Raw genomic sequence first — 14,935 nt, 5'->3', positions numbered from 1 at the left:
GATAATTCTATCTTATAAACCAGTTGTTACAATAGATAGACGATGCAATTACCAGAAAAGTTCGTTCAGCTTGGAAGAGAACTTTCTGACGAAATCGGTTTATGCTAACAATCAGTTGTTTATTTGCCAATAATATGTAAGAAACCTTGCTTGTAATTGGAAGGCGTATCGGATCCCTCCGGATAATACAAATAGAAATAAACGCCATCAGAAATGTGTTCACCATTCCAGTCGTTTCGATAAGGACTTGCTTCAAACATCTTGTTTCCCCATCTATTGAAAATAATGAGCTGATTTTTCTGTTGAGAATATGCGTCATCAATAATGAAATAGTCGTTCACTCCATCGCCATTCGGTGTAATGATATTCGGTAAAAGATCATCACAATTTACGGTATGTACCACTAAAGTGTCCGATGAAAGACAGCCATGAGGACTAGTTGCAGTCAAAATCAGTTCTTGATCGAATAGGATAGGAATGTTGGTGTTATTTCCATAAGCAGTCCATTCATAGGTGTTTGTATCATTCGGAAAGTAGAAGGTATACACATCATTCAAGCAAAAGATGGAATCGGGTAAGATGCTCAAATTAGGATACTGATAGACTGGAATAATCACCGAATCTTCGTAGTGGCAACCAAGCGCATCCCAATATTCGATAGAGTAGGTTCCTGCGTGCAGAGTATCGACTACAAAACTGATTGTGTCAGCATGCGAACTACCAATCGGAGTGGTCCAAAGAATACTATCCGCATTGGTATTGACACTAATTGTTCCGGAATCTCCCAGGCAATAATTGGTGAAATTCAAATCAATAGAGGCATTGAAATTAGAAGTGATAACGACCAGTTGGGCAACATCGGTTGAACATCCGAATTGATCCTGTCCGGAAACGGATACCAAACCGTAATTGTTTGCACCATTTAAAAGCAATACATCACTTGAAACAGTTCCGAGATTCGAATTCCAGATAATGGAATCGATATTTGGTGTGATAAGTTCCGCAAGTTCCGTGTCATAGTAACAAAGCGTGATGCTGTCATTAGCTAATTCGATAGGTGTTATTGGAAGTATGGAAACACTGTCAAAAAGAGTGGTCGAATAACATTGATTTGAAATCTGAACAGAAAATTGAGGATTTGAACTCAGTAAACTGAACGGAATGCTTATTGGATTGGAACTTCCCAGATTGGTTCCTCCCTGATGCCAGGAAATCGTTTCGGTTGTCGTATTAACAGAAAACTCACCGTCTTGATTTTGACAAAGCGTCGAATCACCTATAATTTCATAATTCCCTAAACTATCAACCAGTTCAACGGATACGGATCCGTATGCAGGCGGACATTCATTGGTTTGGAATGCAACAACGAAAGAAGTGTCGTTCAGGATGTTGTTGAGCGAAAATTGATTTCCGGTCGTAATTAATGTTGTGTCTGTGGAAGAATACCAACCCAGTGTATAGGGAGAATTAATTGTGAATACGACATTTGATCCCGCACAGACTGTCTGCGATTGAATGCTTGGTGGAGTAGATTCAGGAACCATCCCGATTGAAACGGAATTCGTTTGGACCATGCATCCGAATTCATTGGTTACTTGGGCAAAATAAGTTCCAGCATCAGAAACAGGATGATATCCATTGGTGACTTGACCGTCGTTCCATTCGTAATTGAGGTTTGATGGAGTTCCGGTAATGACGACAGTATCCTGGTAACATAAAGTTGAATCCGAAACACTGATGCTTGCAGCGAAGGAACCGTCAATGATTTCAATACTGTCAGTAATAGTGATTCCGCATTGGGTAATTTGCACGGAATAAACTCCGGGAGCATTTACCGTAATATGATCTTGAGTAGAACTGATTGGATTCCAGTTAAAGAGGGGAGTTCCGGTATATGCTACTTGTATGGTAACTGTTTCCCCTGGACATAAGAACTCATCCGGCATGATGGTGATACTTGGTGTGGTGTATTCGCGTAATTCATATGGAGGACTCGTTAAATAACACCCATCATTATCCAATACATGACAGTAATAGAATCCCAGATCTTCGCCATAACATTGATTCGTTGTGGACAGACTGTCGCCTTCAGGTCCAATCCATTGGTAAGAAACATAGGTCGTTGGTACATACATTAGAACCGAATCGTAAGGACAAATGATACCATCTGCCGGGATGGATAAAATTGCCGGAGCAGTTTTGGGATTGACTAAATGGGAGAGGTAAAATTCAGCATGGCATCCTGTTGAAGAATCGACCAATGTTCCTGAATAGGTATAATAACCTGTAGCATTTACCTCAATACTATCGTTTCCATTATTCCAAATTATACCGGGACCGTTCCAAGCAAAACTTGAATTCGGATTTGATACATGAATGAAAACCGATCCATTCTCGCAAAGCAAATTGGAGCCCGAAATAGTTCCGGACCAAACAGGAACCGGATTTACATGAATGTAAAAAGGTTTGGTCTTATAATAATGAACAGTATCCAATCCACACAGGTTTTCATACCCGATAATCAGATCCAGTTCCACATTGTACCAACCGCTTACTTGAGGGGCAAAGCAGGTTTTTAGTTTAGGCAAATTGCTGTAGTTCAAACCTGATATTGTCCAATTTGCAGTATGTATCGGGTGAGGCAATTCAATATTCCAGTCACTTTGAGGGTTGGTGATTAAATCAATTCCTTCAAAACAAACTTCATCTCCCAGACAGACTGTAATGGAGTCGCCAGTAGGCACAGGAGTGTTCATGATAATATCCAGTTGAAGGGTGTCAAAAGGAATCGGTTCATCATACAAAATAGTGAAACCAGCATTGTCTTGACAATATTGATTCGTCACCACAACGTTATAATCTCCACCATCATGAATAGTGAACGGTCCAACTCCATTCAGTACATTCCCATTCGGTTCATAAGTCGTTAAAGTAGTTCCTGCTTGCAAATTCGAATAGTTTATCGTTAAACTATCCGGGAAACAGAAATGATAATTGTTGTAAGGAGCAGGTTGGTTCAGGTTTATTCCATAATTGTCCGTTAAGTTCGGTAGGAGAGGAATTGGCTCTGAAATAGCATAAATGGAATCGATATCAAATGAACAGGCATCGTCTCTTTGAACAGTTACCGAATAATCACCGGTAGTCGTAATACCAATTGATTGATAAGTAGAACCCATATTCCAAAGAAAGGAATAACTCGGCCCGAAATGATCCCAGGTAAGAGTCGCATAAGTCAAACCATCATATTCACAAAAGTGCGTTGTATCAGGTGGTAGGAAATGAGGTGAAGAGGAAACAATGTAACCAATTAATGAATCGGTGGTATTTACATAATAGTAGTTCAACGTTTGGTAATTCTGATTCACATAATCAACCAAAAAGGAATTTCTGGTTGAATCACCTTGTAAATAAGAGTGGGTCGTTTCGGATGTATATGCAATTAAGGAATGGTCGGATACCATATTGGTAACAGGTGAGCTAGGATTGTATGCAAAATTCAAATCCTTCGTAAAACTTCCACAGATATGGGGTTTGTCATTTTGACGAATAGCAACACCATGACCCTCATCGTCCATTTTTCCTCCGAAATGTTTGATGTATTCGTGTTGACCACTATTAGTGACTTTAAGCAGGTAACCATCCTTGAAACCAACCGAATTGAATGTGGCTCCGGCCGTATCCTGAATTTGCGACAAATCACATTTGAAATAGCCTGTCACGAAAATATCCTTGTGAGGATCCATCGAAACCGATCGCGCGGAAATGTCATTTTCAGAACCTAAAGTATAATTCCATTGATAGTTTCCATTATTTGCAGTCTTGAGAATGAAAATATGCTTGTCGAAACTGTTTTGTATGGAATGTGTTCCGGTTGCATCATAGTAATTCAGGCTTCCCAGAAAATCTCCCGTAACAACCACTTCATCATCACTGTTTAGTTCCAAATCGTAAGGATTGGTCATTCCGGCTTTCAATTGATTGAAGAATTGAAGCTGACCTGCGGGATTCAATTTGCATAAGAACCCGATATTATAACCCAGGTTGGGATAACTAGTCGAAGCAAAGGTCAGGGTTTTAGAGAATTGTCCCGTAAAGAAAATGTTATTCTGATTATCAACTGCAACTGCCAAACCACGATCTTCATATTCTGCTGAACCATTCAAGGACCAAAGCGGGTTTCCGTTTGAATCGTATTTGGATACGAAAAAGTCAAAGGACGGCTGATTGGTATTCGGGTCGATTGCACTGCTGAAGTTATTCGTTCCAATCGTTACTGAACCTTGGAATTGTCCTGTTAGAATGACATTGTTTTGATGATCCACTGTAATTCCGTAGGCGTTTTCAGCACTATTACCTCCTTCTTTCCTTGCCCACAAAACGTTTCCTGCCGGATCCAGTTTCAGAATGAAAATATCTTTTGAGTTCGCAGATGAGGTAAGAGTGATGCTTCCAAAATTTACGGTTCCGAAAAACTGACCGGTAACCAGAATGTTTTGATCGGTCCCGATTGCCAGGTCGATAGCTCTGTCAGAATAACTTCCTCCAAATGTTTTTTGCCAGATCAATGAACCGGTAGGACTGTATTTGGCAACGTAAATGTCACCATTTCCCTGAGCGTAAGGAACAAGTGTGGATGGGTCAAAGGCCGTTTCGCCAGTTATATATCCGGCAGTATAGGATTCCTGATTGCTATTGATTTCAACATCGTTTGCTTCGTTTGTAAACTGCGAGATAGTACAGTTTCCCCATTGTTGGGAAAAACCCAATAAAGGAATGGTGGAAAGAAGAAATAGGATCAGAAGAGGTTTCATTCGTTTTTTTCTTTAGATGTCGGCCTGATCGAAAGGTTGTAAAATTTCCCGGGAATGAGATGTCGGATAAATACAAACGAACAATAAAAAGCCCTTTAAATACTGAAATTTTGGGTACTCTAAAAAAAACAACAATTAGATCCGTCGATTTTGTGAAGATTCTAATTCACGGTTGTTATTTGATATGTTAATAGACAGTTAACGTGAAAATTGGTTAAAAACCATAAATTAAAAACAGAATGCACACATAGTAATGTATCTTTGCAAAGTATTTTAAACTTTACTTCAATGCGTAAGAGAATAAGATTAGCTCTGCTAAGCTTAATAGCCACGGTTTCTACTGTTTTTTCCTTAAATAAAGTCAATGCTCAATGTACGGTTGTATCTTCTACAGGATATACTGTAAATGTTGGAATCACACCAAAGAATATTGTTGTCAGTTCTACGAATTGTCCTTGGGGCTACAATTACAATGTAAATTTTGATTACAATATTTCAATTACAGGACCAAATGCAAGCGCTCAGTATACGCTTCAGGCTTTAATCTATTGTGTGAATGGACAAATAAACGGAGCTTATTCTCTGCCTTTAAACGGGGGTACGGGAAATGCTACCACTACGACAAATCCTGCTATTCCACATAACGGAACTGCTTATGGCTACAATGCACCTTATGTAAACTGCACCAATGCAACGATTGCAACCATGAATTGTACTTCCATTGATTTGATTATTCAAGGTCCCGGAATTCCGTATCAAGTAATTAATTGTGCTGTTTCTACAGCGCCGCCAACCAATCTTCCAGTTGATTTTTTATTCTTCGACGGAGAGAAAAAAGACAGCGGTAACTTATTGACTTGGGCAGTGGAATCGGAGCAAAGAAATGACTATTTCACAATCGAAACCAGTTCGGATGGGGAAAACTGGAATGAATTGACAAAAGTGAAAGGCGCAGGCACTTCCACAGAAGCAAAGACATATACTTTCTTGGATGCAAAAAATGCGTCTCAATCCACTTATTATAAATTGAGTCAAACCGACTTGGATGGAACCAGAAATGAATTGGCGCTGAAATACATTCCGGCGAATGAATCAGATTTCAATATGTATCCGAATCCGACATCCGATAGCAAGGTTCATTTCACATTTTCAGATAATTCTGAAACTTCCACATTGATTCTTAGAAACGAATTAGGGCAGGTGGTTTTTCAACAGGATTTGGTGGCTGTTTCAAAATCTGGTAAGACTTCCTATTATAACTCGGAACTTGACTTAGGTCAGTCGGCAGGAATTTACTTGGTGGAAGTTCAATCAGGAGATCAATTGGTGAATCGTTCGAAATTGGTTATTCGATAAGTAAAGCTTCAATGATTTTAACCGCAAAGGCAAAAAGGAAATTGATTTCTTCTCTGCTTTCTTCTTTTCGCTGCGGTACAACCTTTCAAATCATAAGGTTTGATAATATGGAAGATTTCTTTCGATTAAAGTATCACCAGTGACATTGATTAGATTTTTCTAATTTCGTTTCAATGAAAGAGAAAGCCATTGTTCTTTGGTCGGGAGGAAAAGATTGTAACCTGGCTTTGCAATTGGCAAAAGAGGAAGGGTACGAGATTGTTGCGTTAATAACCTTTCATTCCAAATCAACGGAATTCAGGGCTCATTCACGGGAATGGATGGAGCTGCAATCCAAATCACTGGGGATCCCCCATCTTTTATTGGAGATTCAGGAACCATTTGCAGAGAACTACGAGCTGCAATTGCAGAAACTGAAAGATCAGCTGGATGTCACCCTTGCTGTTTCCGGAGATATTTCGGAAGTACACGGAAATTCAAACTGGATCAGTGATCGTGCACAAGCTGTTGGAATCAAGACTTTTCTTCCGCTTTGGGACATGGAACGGACAGAAGTCATCAAACAATTGCAGGAATTCGATTTTGAAGTACTTGTAACCATGGTGAAATCACCTTGGCTGGATCGGACATTTGTTGGGAGAAAGATGGATTCAAAACTGATTGAAGAATTCAAAGCACTTGGAATCGAAAATGGGTTGGATCTCTGCGGAGAACAGGGAGAATATCACACGATGGTCTTGAACGGACCGGCTTATCGTTCACCGATCTTAATGAATGGATTCAAGATCATTCAGCACGAAGAGCTATTCCATTTGGCTGAAATGAATCTTTCGTTAGATGACAAGTATAAAGTTCCAAGTCTTGAAAAGCAGAAGGTGTGTGTTCAATGCGGGATTTCTTTTTCTTGTTACACGCAAGGTTGTTGGTGTGCAGAGCTCCCGATGATCATGCCCATGGAAAACATCACCGATTGTTTGTGCCCGAATTGTTTGAAGGCAGCAATTGATGAGAAGTTAAATGAAAAGTAAACTAGGCAATTCTTAGTTGCTTTTTTACCATCTGAAAGTAATTCATCTAATGTGTAAAGTTTAGGGAATTCTAAGATTTCTACTTTCTAGTTATTTTGCTTTTGTGCTTCAAAAAAAGCCTTCATAGCTTCTCCATAAGTCCAATTCTTTCTATTCTTTTCAAGAAAAGTTTTAAAAGGTTCAATATCCTTTTCCATACCCAAATCAATTAATTTTGGCCGAATTCTTTCAAAATCAGCCAGGTTGACTTTGATGTTTTCCAGCTCCATCTGAGCTGATGTAGCCGTATATGAAAGTTTATATTCGTCTTTCCATTCTTTTTTGAACTCGGAGATGATCTCCAGGCCTCTTTTATAGGTGATTTTGCCTGCCTTCCGTTCCTTATTGTGCAGATCCACGAGAATGAGGTACATGAAGGGACCCGAGAATAATTTTGCATCAACGGAATCAAGATTCCCACACTCCATTAATATTTCTTGATCCCTTTTAAGAGAGTCTTTATGAAGCCCTTTACTCATGTGTGAACTATAGAGTCTTTCCTTCAAGACGTTTTCACAATCGTATTTTTCACCTTGAGAGCAGGAAATGATAGAAATGGAAAGAAGCGTTATTAGGCTGAGAATAAAATTAATTTTTTTCATTTGATAAAATTATAAATTACTGAATAGAGAGGCTTCCTATGATTATTAAATCACTTGATTCTTCTTTAAGTTTTCGGTAGTTGTAATTCACAATTCCCCAAAAGTAACAAGCCGTTTTTTTTCTGGTTATACATTTAATTAACAATTCCTTGCAACTTTATTAACAAACTTCCGAAAAAAGGTGGTATCTTTGCAGCCAATTTTAGATTTATTTTATGACCTTTAAAGAACTCGGGTTACGAGTTGAGGTTCTGCAGTCGATAGAAGCAATGGGTTTTGCAGAACCAACTCCGATCCAACAAAGTGCCATTCCGCACTTATTAAATGATGAAAGCGATTTTGTCGGACTCGCACAAACAGGGACAGGGAAAACAGCGGCATTTGGTTTACCGCTTATCCACAAAGTTACAGACCGACCAACTGAAACACAAGGTTTAGTCATCGCTCCAACGCGTGAATTGTGTTTACAAATCTCCAAAGACTTAGAGGCGTTCGCCAAATTTGACAAGCAAATAAAAGTAGTTGCCGTATACGGTGGTACCGATATTCGTAAGCAAATGACGGACATCAAGCGTGGTGCAACAATCGTTGTAGCAACCCCAGGGCGTTTGGTTGATTTGATCAATCGTAAAGCAATCAACTTGAAAACAGTTGAAACAGTAGTGCTTGACGAAGCAGATGAAATGCTGAATATGGGCTTCAAGGAAGACATCGATGCAATTTTGGAAGCTACTCCGGATACAAAGAATGTATGGTTGTTTTCAGCTACAATGCCAAAAGAAGTTTCGGCAATTGCTAAGAACTACATGACAGATCCTTTGGAAGTTGCCATGGGCCACAAAAATCAAAGTAACGAAAACATCGAGCACATTTACTATACAGTAAAAGAGCGTGATCGTTATGATGCATTAAAAAGATTAATTGACGCTAGTCCGGATATCTTCGGATTGGTTTTCTGTCGTACACGTAATGAAACGGCTACCGTTGCTGAGAAATTGGCAAAAGAAGGATACAGCGCTGAACCGTTGCACGGAGATTTATCTCAAGCAATGCGTGACCGTGTGATGGACCGTTTCCGTGAGCGTTCAATCCAATTGTTAGTTGCAACAGACGTTGCTGCTCGTGGAATTGACGTTGACAATATCACTCACGTGATCAACTACAACTTACCGGATGATATCGAGAACTATACGCACCGTTCAGGTCGTACAGCTCGCGCTGGAAAACAAGGTAAATCATTGGTGTTGATCAATACACGTGAAAACTTTAAAATTAAAGCAATCGAACGTCAGATTCGTACGACGTTTACAGCTGCTTTGATTCCTGAAGCTTCAGAGATCTGTGGAATTCAATTGAACAAATTGATTTCTAAAGTGAAAGAAATTGAAGTAAAAGAAAATGACATCGCTCCTTTCTTGCCTGCAATTATGGCGGATTTCGAAGAGTTGTCAAAAGAAGAAGTGATCAAAAAATTCATTTCTGCTGAATTCAATCGTTTTATTGAATACTACGATCGTGCAGGAGATTTGAACGTAAGCGCCGGAAGAGGTGATCGTGAAGATCGCAAGGAAAGAAGTGGAAGTGATCGTTTTGATCGCAAAGATCGTTTCGAAAGAAGTGATAGAGGTGAAAGAAGCGAACGCGCTCCAAGAGCAGATCGTGGCGTTGATAATGCAAACAGAACTCGTTTCTTTGTTAGTCTTGGAAAACGTGACGGATTGAACCCGGGTGGTTTATTGCGTGTGATCTGTGATTCAACAGGATTGAACAGTGGTTCTATCGGTCGTATCGACGTGATGCCGAACTTCTCGTTCTTTGAAGCAGACAAAACAGATGAAGGAGCAATTCTTTCAAAAGTGAATGGTGCTGATTACGAAGGACACAGTGTAAGTGTTGAAATCACTCAGAAGAAAGAAGGTTCTGATCGCAGAAGCAGTGGAGGCGGAGAACGTCGTTCATTCGGTGATCGTGATCGTTCAGCCGGAAGTGGAGAACGTCGCTCTTCAGGAGGTGGCGGAGGTTTCCGAGGTGGAAGCTCAAGCTACGGGAAGTCATCTTCAACTGAAGGTGGTTCTGATCGCAGAAGCAGCGGAGGAGATCGTGAACGCAGAGGTGGATTTTCAGGAAATAAATCCTACGGTACTCCATCTGGAGGTACTGGTTCATCAAGCAGAAGAGAAGGTGGTTCAGACCGTCGCTCATCTGGTGGCGGAGGACGCAAGTTCAGTTCAAACAGCTACAGTAAATAATTAATAAATCAATGTCGAATTAAGAATTAAGAATGCAGAGAGAGGGTTTTCATTTAAGTGTATCCTCTCTTCATTCTTCATTCTACATTCATAATTAATAATATGGAAATTAGAAACATCGCAATTATTGCACACGTTGACCACGGTAAGACCACATTGGTTGACAAAATGATTGAGGCAGGAAATGTATTGAATGAACGTGATCGCCCAACCGGGGATTTGATTATGGACAGTAACGATTTAGAGCGTGAGCGTGGAATCACGATCGTGTCTAAAAACGTTTCCGTTTCTTACAAAGGAACAAAGATTAACATTATCGACACTCCTGGTCACGCCGACTTTGGAGGAGAGGTAGAGCGCGTATTGAACATGGCTGATGGAGTTTGTTTGTTGGTGGATGCTTTTGAAGGTCCGATGCCACAAACACGTTTCGTATTAGGAAAAGCATTGTCGATGGGAATCAAACCATTGTTGGTAATCAACAAGGTGGACAAAGACAACTGTACTCCGGATGAAGTTCATGAGAAAGTATTCGATTTGATGTTCGAATTGGACGCAAACGAAGAGCAATTGGAGTTCCCGACTATTTATGGTTCCGCTAAAAACGGTTGGATGTCAACAGACTGGAAACAACCGAAAACAGATATTACAGATCTATTGGATCAAATTTTGGATTATTTCCCACCTCGTCCTATCGAAGAAGGAAATACACAAATGTTGATCACTTCTTTGGATTTCTCTACTTACGTTGGACGTATCGCAATCGGTCGTTTACACCGTGGGGAATTGAAAGAAAATCAACCGATTGTTTTGGCAAAACGCGATGGTGGACAAGAAAAACACCGCGTGAAAGAATTGTTCGTTTTTGACGGTACTGAGCGTCGCAAGGTAGATTCTGTTGTTGCTGGAGATATTTGTGCGGTTACTGGAATCGAAGGATTCGAAATTGGTGATGTTATTTGTGATATCGACAATCCGGAGCCATTGGCATCAATCAAAATTGATGAGCCTACCATGAACATGTTGTTCTCTATCAATGATTCACCGTTCTTCGGAAAAGAAGGGAAGAAAGTAACTTCTCGTCATATCCAGGAGCGTTTGCAAAAAGAGTTGGAGAAAAACCTGGCAATGCGTGTTTCCGATACGGATAAAGCAGACAAATGGATCGTTGCTGGTCGTGGTGTATTGCATTTATCGGTATTGATCGAAACAATGCGTCGTGAAGGATACGAATTACAAGTGGGTCAGCCACAAGTGATCCTGAAAGAGATCGACGGTAAGAAATGTGAGCCAATTGAAGAATTGACAATCGATTTACCGGAAGAATTTTCAGGAACAGCTGTTGAAGCAGTTACAAAACGTAAAGGAGAAATGACCAATATGGAACCGAAAGGAGCTCGTATGATCATTCAATTCCAAATTCCATCACGTGGAATTATCGGTTTGCGTAACTACTTGTTGACACAAACTGCCGGTGAAGCGATCATGACTCACCGTTTCTTGGAATACCAACCATACAAAGGAGATATTCCTGGTCGCCAAAATGGATCTATGATTTCATTGGAGCAAGGAACATCCATTCCATTCTCATTGAATAACTTGCAAGATCGTGGTAAATTCTTCATTAACCCGAACGAAAATATCTACGAAGGACAAGTAATCGGTGAAAACTCACGTGCAGGAGATTTGTGTGTGAACGTTACTAAGACAAAGAAAATGTCTAACATGCGTTCATCAGGAGCTGACGAGAAAGTTCGTTTGGCACCGGCAAAAATCTTCAGCTTGGAAGAGTGTTTGGAGTACATCCAGGGAGATGAATATGTTGAAGTAACACCTGAAAACTTACGTATCCGCAAAATCTTGTTGAAAGAAGGCGAGCGTAAACGTTCAGGAAAATAATTATGAATTCAAAATGCAAAATTCAGAACAATTTAGTTTTTGAATTTTGCATTCAGCATTTTGAATTTGAAAAAGCGATTTATCTTCGGAGGATCGCTTTTTTGTTTTCTACAGATTAAGAAACAGTTTGAACAGAATTTATTCATAAAATGGGGATATGAATATGGTTAACTAGTACCCAATTGAAAAAATGAAGATCTACGTTAAGAATATGGCTTGTGAAAGCTGCAAAATTGTTGTTCAGGAAGCTTTGAATGAACTCGGTATCGCACCAATTAAAGTGGATTTGGGTGAAATAGAGACGAAAGAAGATGTTTCTGATGATGAAAAGAGGAAACTGAATCGCATAATCAATAAAGCAGGATTAGAGTTGCTCGAAAAAAAGCAAGGGGTGATCATTGAGAAAATCAGAAAAATATTGGTCGATTATGTCTACAATTCAGACGAAAGATCGAACATCAAGTTCTCCGTTTTGTTAAGTGAAGAATTAAAACTGAGTTACAAACACTTGTCCAATCTCTTTTCGGAAGTTGAAGCCTCTACTATCGAACAATTTCTTATTGCATTAAAAATTGAACGCGTAAAGGAGTTAATCATCTTTGGAGAAGACACCTTTTCGGAAATTGCACATAAACTACATTATAGCAGCGCGGCACACTTATCTACACAGTTTAAAAAAGCAACAGGGCTGACTCCATCGCATTTCAAAGCATTGAAAGAAAAAAGAAGAATAACGATTCAGAATATATAATCACTGAAAACACCGATTAAAAGCGATTTGTCTTGCACCTGCCCTGAAGTTTCAGCACAAGTGTCCGGATGGTTCGCTTTTTTTGTGTGCTGAATTGTCGGTTGAGAGCTTACCAAGCCTATCGGGTTTTAGCGCTGGAATGGACACATGTAAGTACTAAAAGCTTACAAACTATCAAAAGTCCGTTTGACGAGTTCTGGAAATCAATATATTTGAGAAACACAAAAAGATCTTTTTATGGGATGTATACAACACTCACAGAGTGTTTTTGCCTCATTTTATGGGAGGTGTAAATAAGTTAGCGGCAAGTGTACCACGAGACACCAAAAAGACAATAAACAGATGACTGAAAATTTTGAAATAAAAAACATTGACGATTGGAATTCTCTTCTTAAAAATGCAGAGAGTGGAAATACTAACGCAATGAATGAAGTCGCTTTTTGGTATGAAAACGGATTGACAATTAACGACATTGAAATTGTAGAAATCAAACCGCAGTTAGCATTTGAATGGACGAAAAAATCGTATGAAAACGGAAATTTAGACGGAATAGAAAAATATGCCGACTATTTGAGCGATGGAGAATATTTATACTGCGAAAAAAATATAGAATTGGCAATGAAGTTATATGAACAAGCGATAAATGTAGGCTCGACAACTGCAACACACAGTCTGGGAATTGAATATCGAAATAAAGAAAATTTTGAAAAGGCTTTTGAACTTTACCAAAAAGCAAATGCTTCAAGTGAATTTTTTCCAGAACTTTCAATCGGTTTATGTTATTATTATGGTATCGGAACAACGAAAGACAAAATAAAAGCATTGGAAATATTCAAGAAAATAGAACTTGGAAACAACTCAGAGTATGAAGTTGATGAAGCAAACTATTTAATTGGAAAAATCTATCTTGAAGGCGAAATCGTTGAACAATCAATTGACAAAGCAAGACAATATTTAGAACTTGCAGATAAAGACGGAGACCATCGTTCTGCACAAGAACTTTTAATAATAATTGGACGAAAAAAAATGATTAACCAAAACACCAGCCGCTAACATCGGTTTGGCAATATGGCGGCTGAAGTGCTTCTATGTAACATTTATGCAAGGTTCAATAGCAGTAATTCTATTGAACTTTGGTGTTGAAAACCGCCACATCGCCAAGCCGAAAACCGTTGGTAGCAATTTTGCGTAAAACCTTGCAACATAAAAAAACGACAACAATAATTTAAACAAATACTTTATCAGCCTTATCTACTGGTTTTTCCAAAATTAAAGTACCCCAATCATTAATGGCTTCCAAAACGGGAACAACAGTTTCACCAAAATCAGTTAATCGATAGACTACTTTTACGGGTGGTTTGTCACCATATACTGTTCTTGAGATTAACCCATCTGCTTCAAGCTGTTTTAGTTGTAAACTCAATGTCATTTCGGTAATGGTTGTAATCTCTTTGCGTAATTCTGTATAACGTTTTTCGCCATTTTTCAAGTGAAATAAAATAACCGACTTCCATTTTCCACCAATCAAATCCATCGCTAAACTTACAGTACAAGGATACGTTTTACCATTAATCTCTATGTTTTTTGCCATAATAAACAAGCTATCTGTATTGATAGTTATTGCAAAGCTAATAAACTATCAATAAGTTTGCAACTATAAAAATTATAGTGAAAAATGATAAAACAAAATGCAATCATCTGGCCAGAAAAATATACTCCAGGTACAACCGATAATTATTGTTCTAACGAAGTCATCGTAGCGGGTTTAACCACCGAAGAGGTTTGGAACTATTTAGTAAATCCTTTTGCTTGGCCAACGTATTATGCCAATTCATCGGACATCGAATTTCTTAATCCAGAGGATAAAGAATTGTATGATGGTGTACGTTTCCGTTTTAAAACTTTCGGTTTTCCTATCGAGGCACAAGTAACGGAATGTGTTCCTCCAGCAGTAGGTGAAGCTGCAAGATTGGCTTGGCATGGTTGGGCAGAAGGCAATGAAGAAACACGTTTGGATGTAATTCACGCTTGGTTGATTGAAGATTTATCGGGCGGAAGAGTTCGTATTTTAACACAAGAAAGTCAAATTGGAAAACCAGCACAAAACTTAGCAAAACAAAAACCAAATCCTATGATTAACGGACATCAAGATTGGTTAGAAGGTTTGGTAGAAGCGGCAAAAAATAAAATCTAAGCT

10 protein-coding genes are annotated in these 14,935 nt (G+C 39.1%); 7 read left to right on the top strand and 3 right to left on the bottom strand.

What is annotated here, in order from left to right:
• Positions 1-119: 119 nt before the first annotated feature.
• Entirely contained in the window at positions 120-4,814 is a 4,695-nt protein-coding gene (locus tag AAG807_RS12390; protein WP_341904297.1) for a gliding motility-associated C-terminal domain-containing protein, read from the bottom strand.
• 288 nt (positions 4,815-5,102) lie between these two features.
• Here AAG807_RS12390 and AAG807_RS12385 point away from each other — a divergent pair, with 288 nt between their 5' ends.
• Together AAG807_RS12385 and AAG807_RS12380 are read left to right on the top strand one after the other, a co-directional pair.
• Positions 5,103-6,170 (top strand): T9SS type A sorting domain-containing protein, encoded by a 1,068-nt coding sequence (locus tag AAG807_RS12385; protein ID WP_341904295.1) that lies wholly within the window; start codon positions 5,103-5,105, stop codon positions 6,168-6,170.
• 173 nt (positions 6,171-6,343) lie between these two features.
• Positions 6,344-7,198: a diphthine--ammonia ligase gene (locus tag AAG807_RS12380; protein WP_341904293.1), complete on the top strand. Its 855-nt coding sequence runs from the start codon at positions 6,344-6,346 to the stop codon at positions 7,196-7,198.
• A gap of 86 nt (positions 7,199-7,284) precedes the next feature.
• Here AAG807_RS12380 and AAG807_RS12375 read toward each other — a convergent pair whose 3' ends face one another.
• Positions 7,285-7,839, bottom strand: a complete 555-nt coding sequence (locus AAG807_RS12375; protein WP_341904291.1) for a hypothetical protein — start codon at positions 7,837-7,839, stop codon at positions 7,285-7,287.
• Between the two features lie 215 nt (positions 7,840-8,054).
• Between AAG807_RS12375 and AAG807_RS12370 the strand changes: the two genes are divergently transcribed.
• The 4 genes from AAG807_RS12370 (at position 8,055) to AAG807_RS12355 (ending at position 13,791) form a co-directional block, all read left to right on the top strand.
• Entirely contained in the window at positions 8,055-10,088 is a 2,034-nt protein-coding gene (locus AAG807_RS12370) for a DEAD/DEAH box helicase (protein ID WP_341904289.1), read from the top strand.
• 102 nt (positions 10,089-10,190) lie between these two features.
• Entirely contained in the window at positions 10,191-11,987 is a 1,797-nt protein-coding gene (typA, locus tag AAG807_RS12365; RefSeq protein WP_341904287.1) for a translational GTPase TypA, read from the top strand.
• A gap of 190 nt (positions 11,988-12,177) precedes the next feature.
• Positions 12,178-12,738 carry an AraC family transcriptional regulator gene (locus AAG807_RS12360; protein ID WP_341904285.1) on the top strand — a complete coding sequence of 187 codons (561 nt, stop codon included), beginning with the start codon at positions 12,178-12,180 and terminating at the stop codon, positions 12,736-12,738.
• Between the two features lie 342 nt (positions 12,739-13,080).
• On the top strand, positions 13,081-13,791 hold the full coding sequence (locus AAG807_RS12355; RefSeq protein WP_341904283.1) for a tetratricopeptide repeat protein: 711 nt from the start codon (positions 13,081-13,083) through the stop codon (positions 13,789-13,791).
• A 172-nt stretch (positions 13,792-13,963) separates the two neighbouring features.
• Here the strand turns inward: AAG807_RS12355 and AAG807_RS12350 are convergent, their stop codons facing one another.
• Positions 13,964-14,329 (bottom strand): helix-turn-helix domain-containing protein, encoded by a 366-nt coding sequence (locus AAG807_RS12350; RefSeq protein WP_341904281.1) that lies wholly within the window; start codon positions 14,327-14,329, stop codon positions 13,964-13,966.
• Between the two features lie 84 nt (positions 14,330-14,413).
• Between AAG807_RS12350 and AAG807_RS12345 the strand changes: the two genes are divergently transcribed.
• Entirely contained in the window at positions 14,414-14,932 is a 519-nt protein-coding gene (locus AAG807_RS12345; RefSeq protein ID WP_341904279.1) for a hypothetical protein, read from the top strand.
• The last annotated feature ends 3 nt before the right edge of the window (positions 14,933-14,935 follow it).

It is taken from the genome of Fluviicola taffensis DSM 16823 (genome assembly GCF_943372375.1).
Classification (GTDB): domain Bacteria; phylum Bacteroidota; class Bacteroidia; order Flavobacteriales_D; family Crocinitomicaceae; genus Fluviicola; species Fluviicola taffensis_A.
The sequence above is the reverse complement of the archived record's forward strand: the minus strand, read 5'-3'. Positions and strand labels throughout refer to the sequence as shown.

Bases quoted from the DNA above. Each gene is read 5' to 3' on its own strand.
- AAG807_RS12390 (WP_341904297.1), bottom strand. From the start codon at position 4,814: ATGAAACCTCTTCTGATCCTATTTCTTCTTTCCACCATTCCTTTATTG.
- AAG807_RS12345 (WP_341904279.1), top strand. From the start codon at position 14,414: ATGATAAAACAAAATGCAATCATCTGGCCAGAAAAATATACTCCAGGT.
- AAG807_RS12360 (WP_341904285.1), top strand. From the start codon at position 12,178: ATGAAGATCTACGTTAAGAATATGGCTTGTGAAAGCTGCAAAATTGTT.
- typA (WP_341904287.1), top strand. From the start codon at position 10,191: ATGGAAATTAGAAACATCGCAATTATTGCACACGTTGACCACGGTAAG.
- AAG807_RS12370 (WP_341904289.1), top strand. From the start codon at position 8,055: ATGACCTTTAAAGAACTCGGGTTACGAGTTGAGGTTCTGCAGTCGATA.
- AAG807_RS12385 (WP_341904295.1), top strand. From the start codon at position 5,103: ATGCGTAAGAGAATAAGATTAGCTCTGCTAAGCTTAATAGCCACGGTT.
- AAG807_RS12350 (WP_341904281.1), bottom strand. From the start codon at position 14,329: ATGGCAAAAAACATAGAGATTAATGGTAAAACGTATCCTTGTACTGTA.
- AAG807_RS12380 (WP_341904293.1), top strand. From the start codon at position 6,344: ATGAAAGAGAAAGCCATTGTTCTTTGGTCGGGAGGAAAAGATTGTAAC.
- AAG807_RS12375 (WP_341904291.1), bottom strand. From the start codon at position 7,839: ATGAAAAAAATTAATTTTATTCTCAGCCTAATAACGCTTCTTTCCATT.
- AAG807_RS12355 (WP_341904283.1), top strand. From the start codon at position 13,081: ATGACTGAAAATTTTGAAATAAAAAACATTGACGATTGGAATTCTCTT.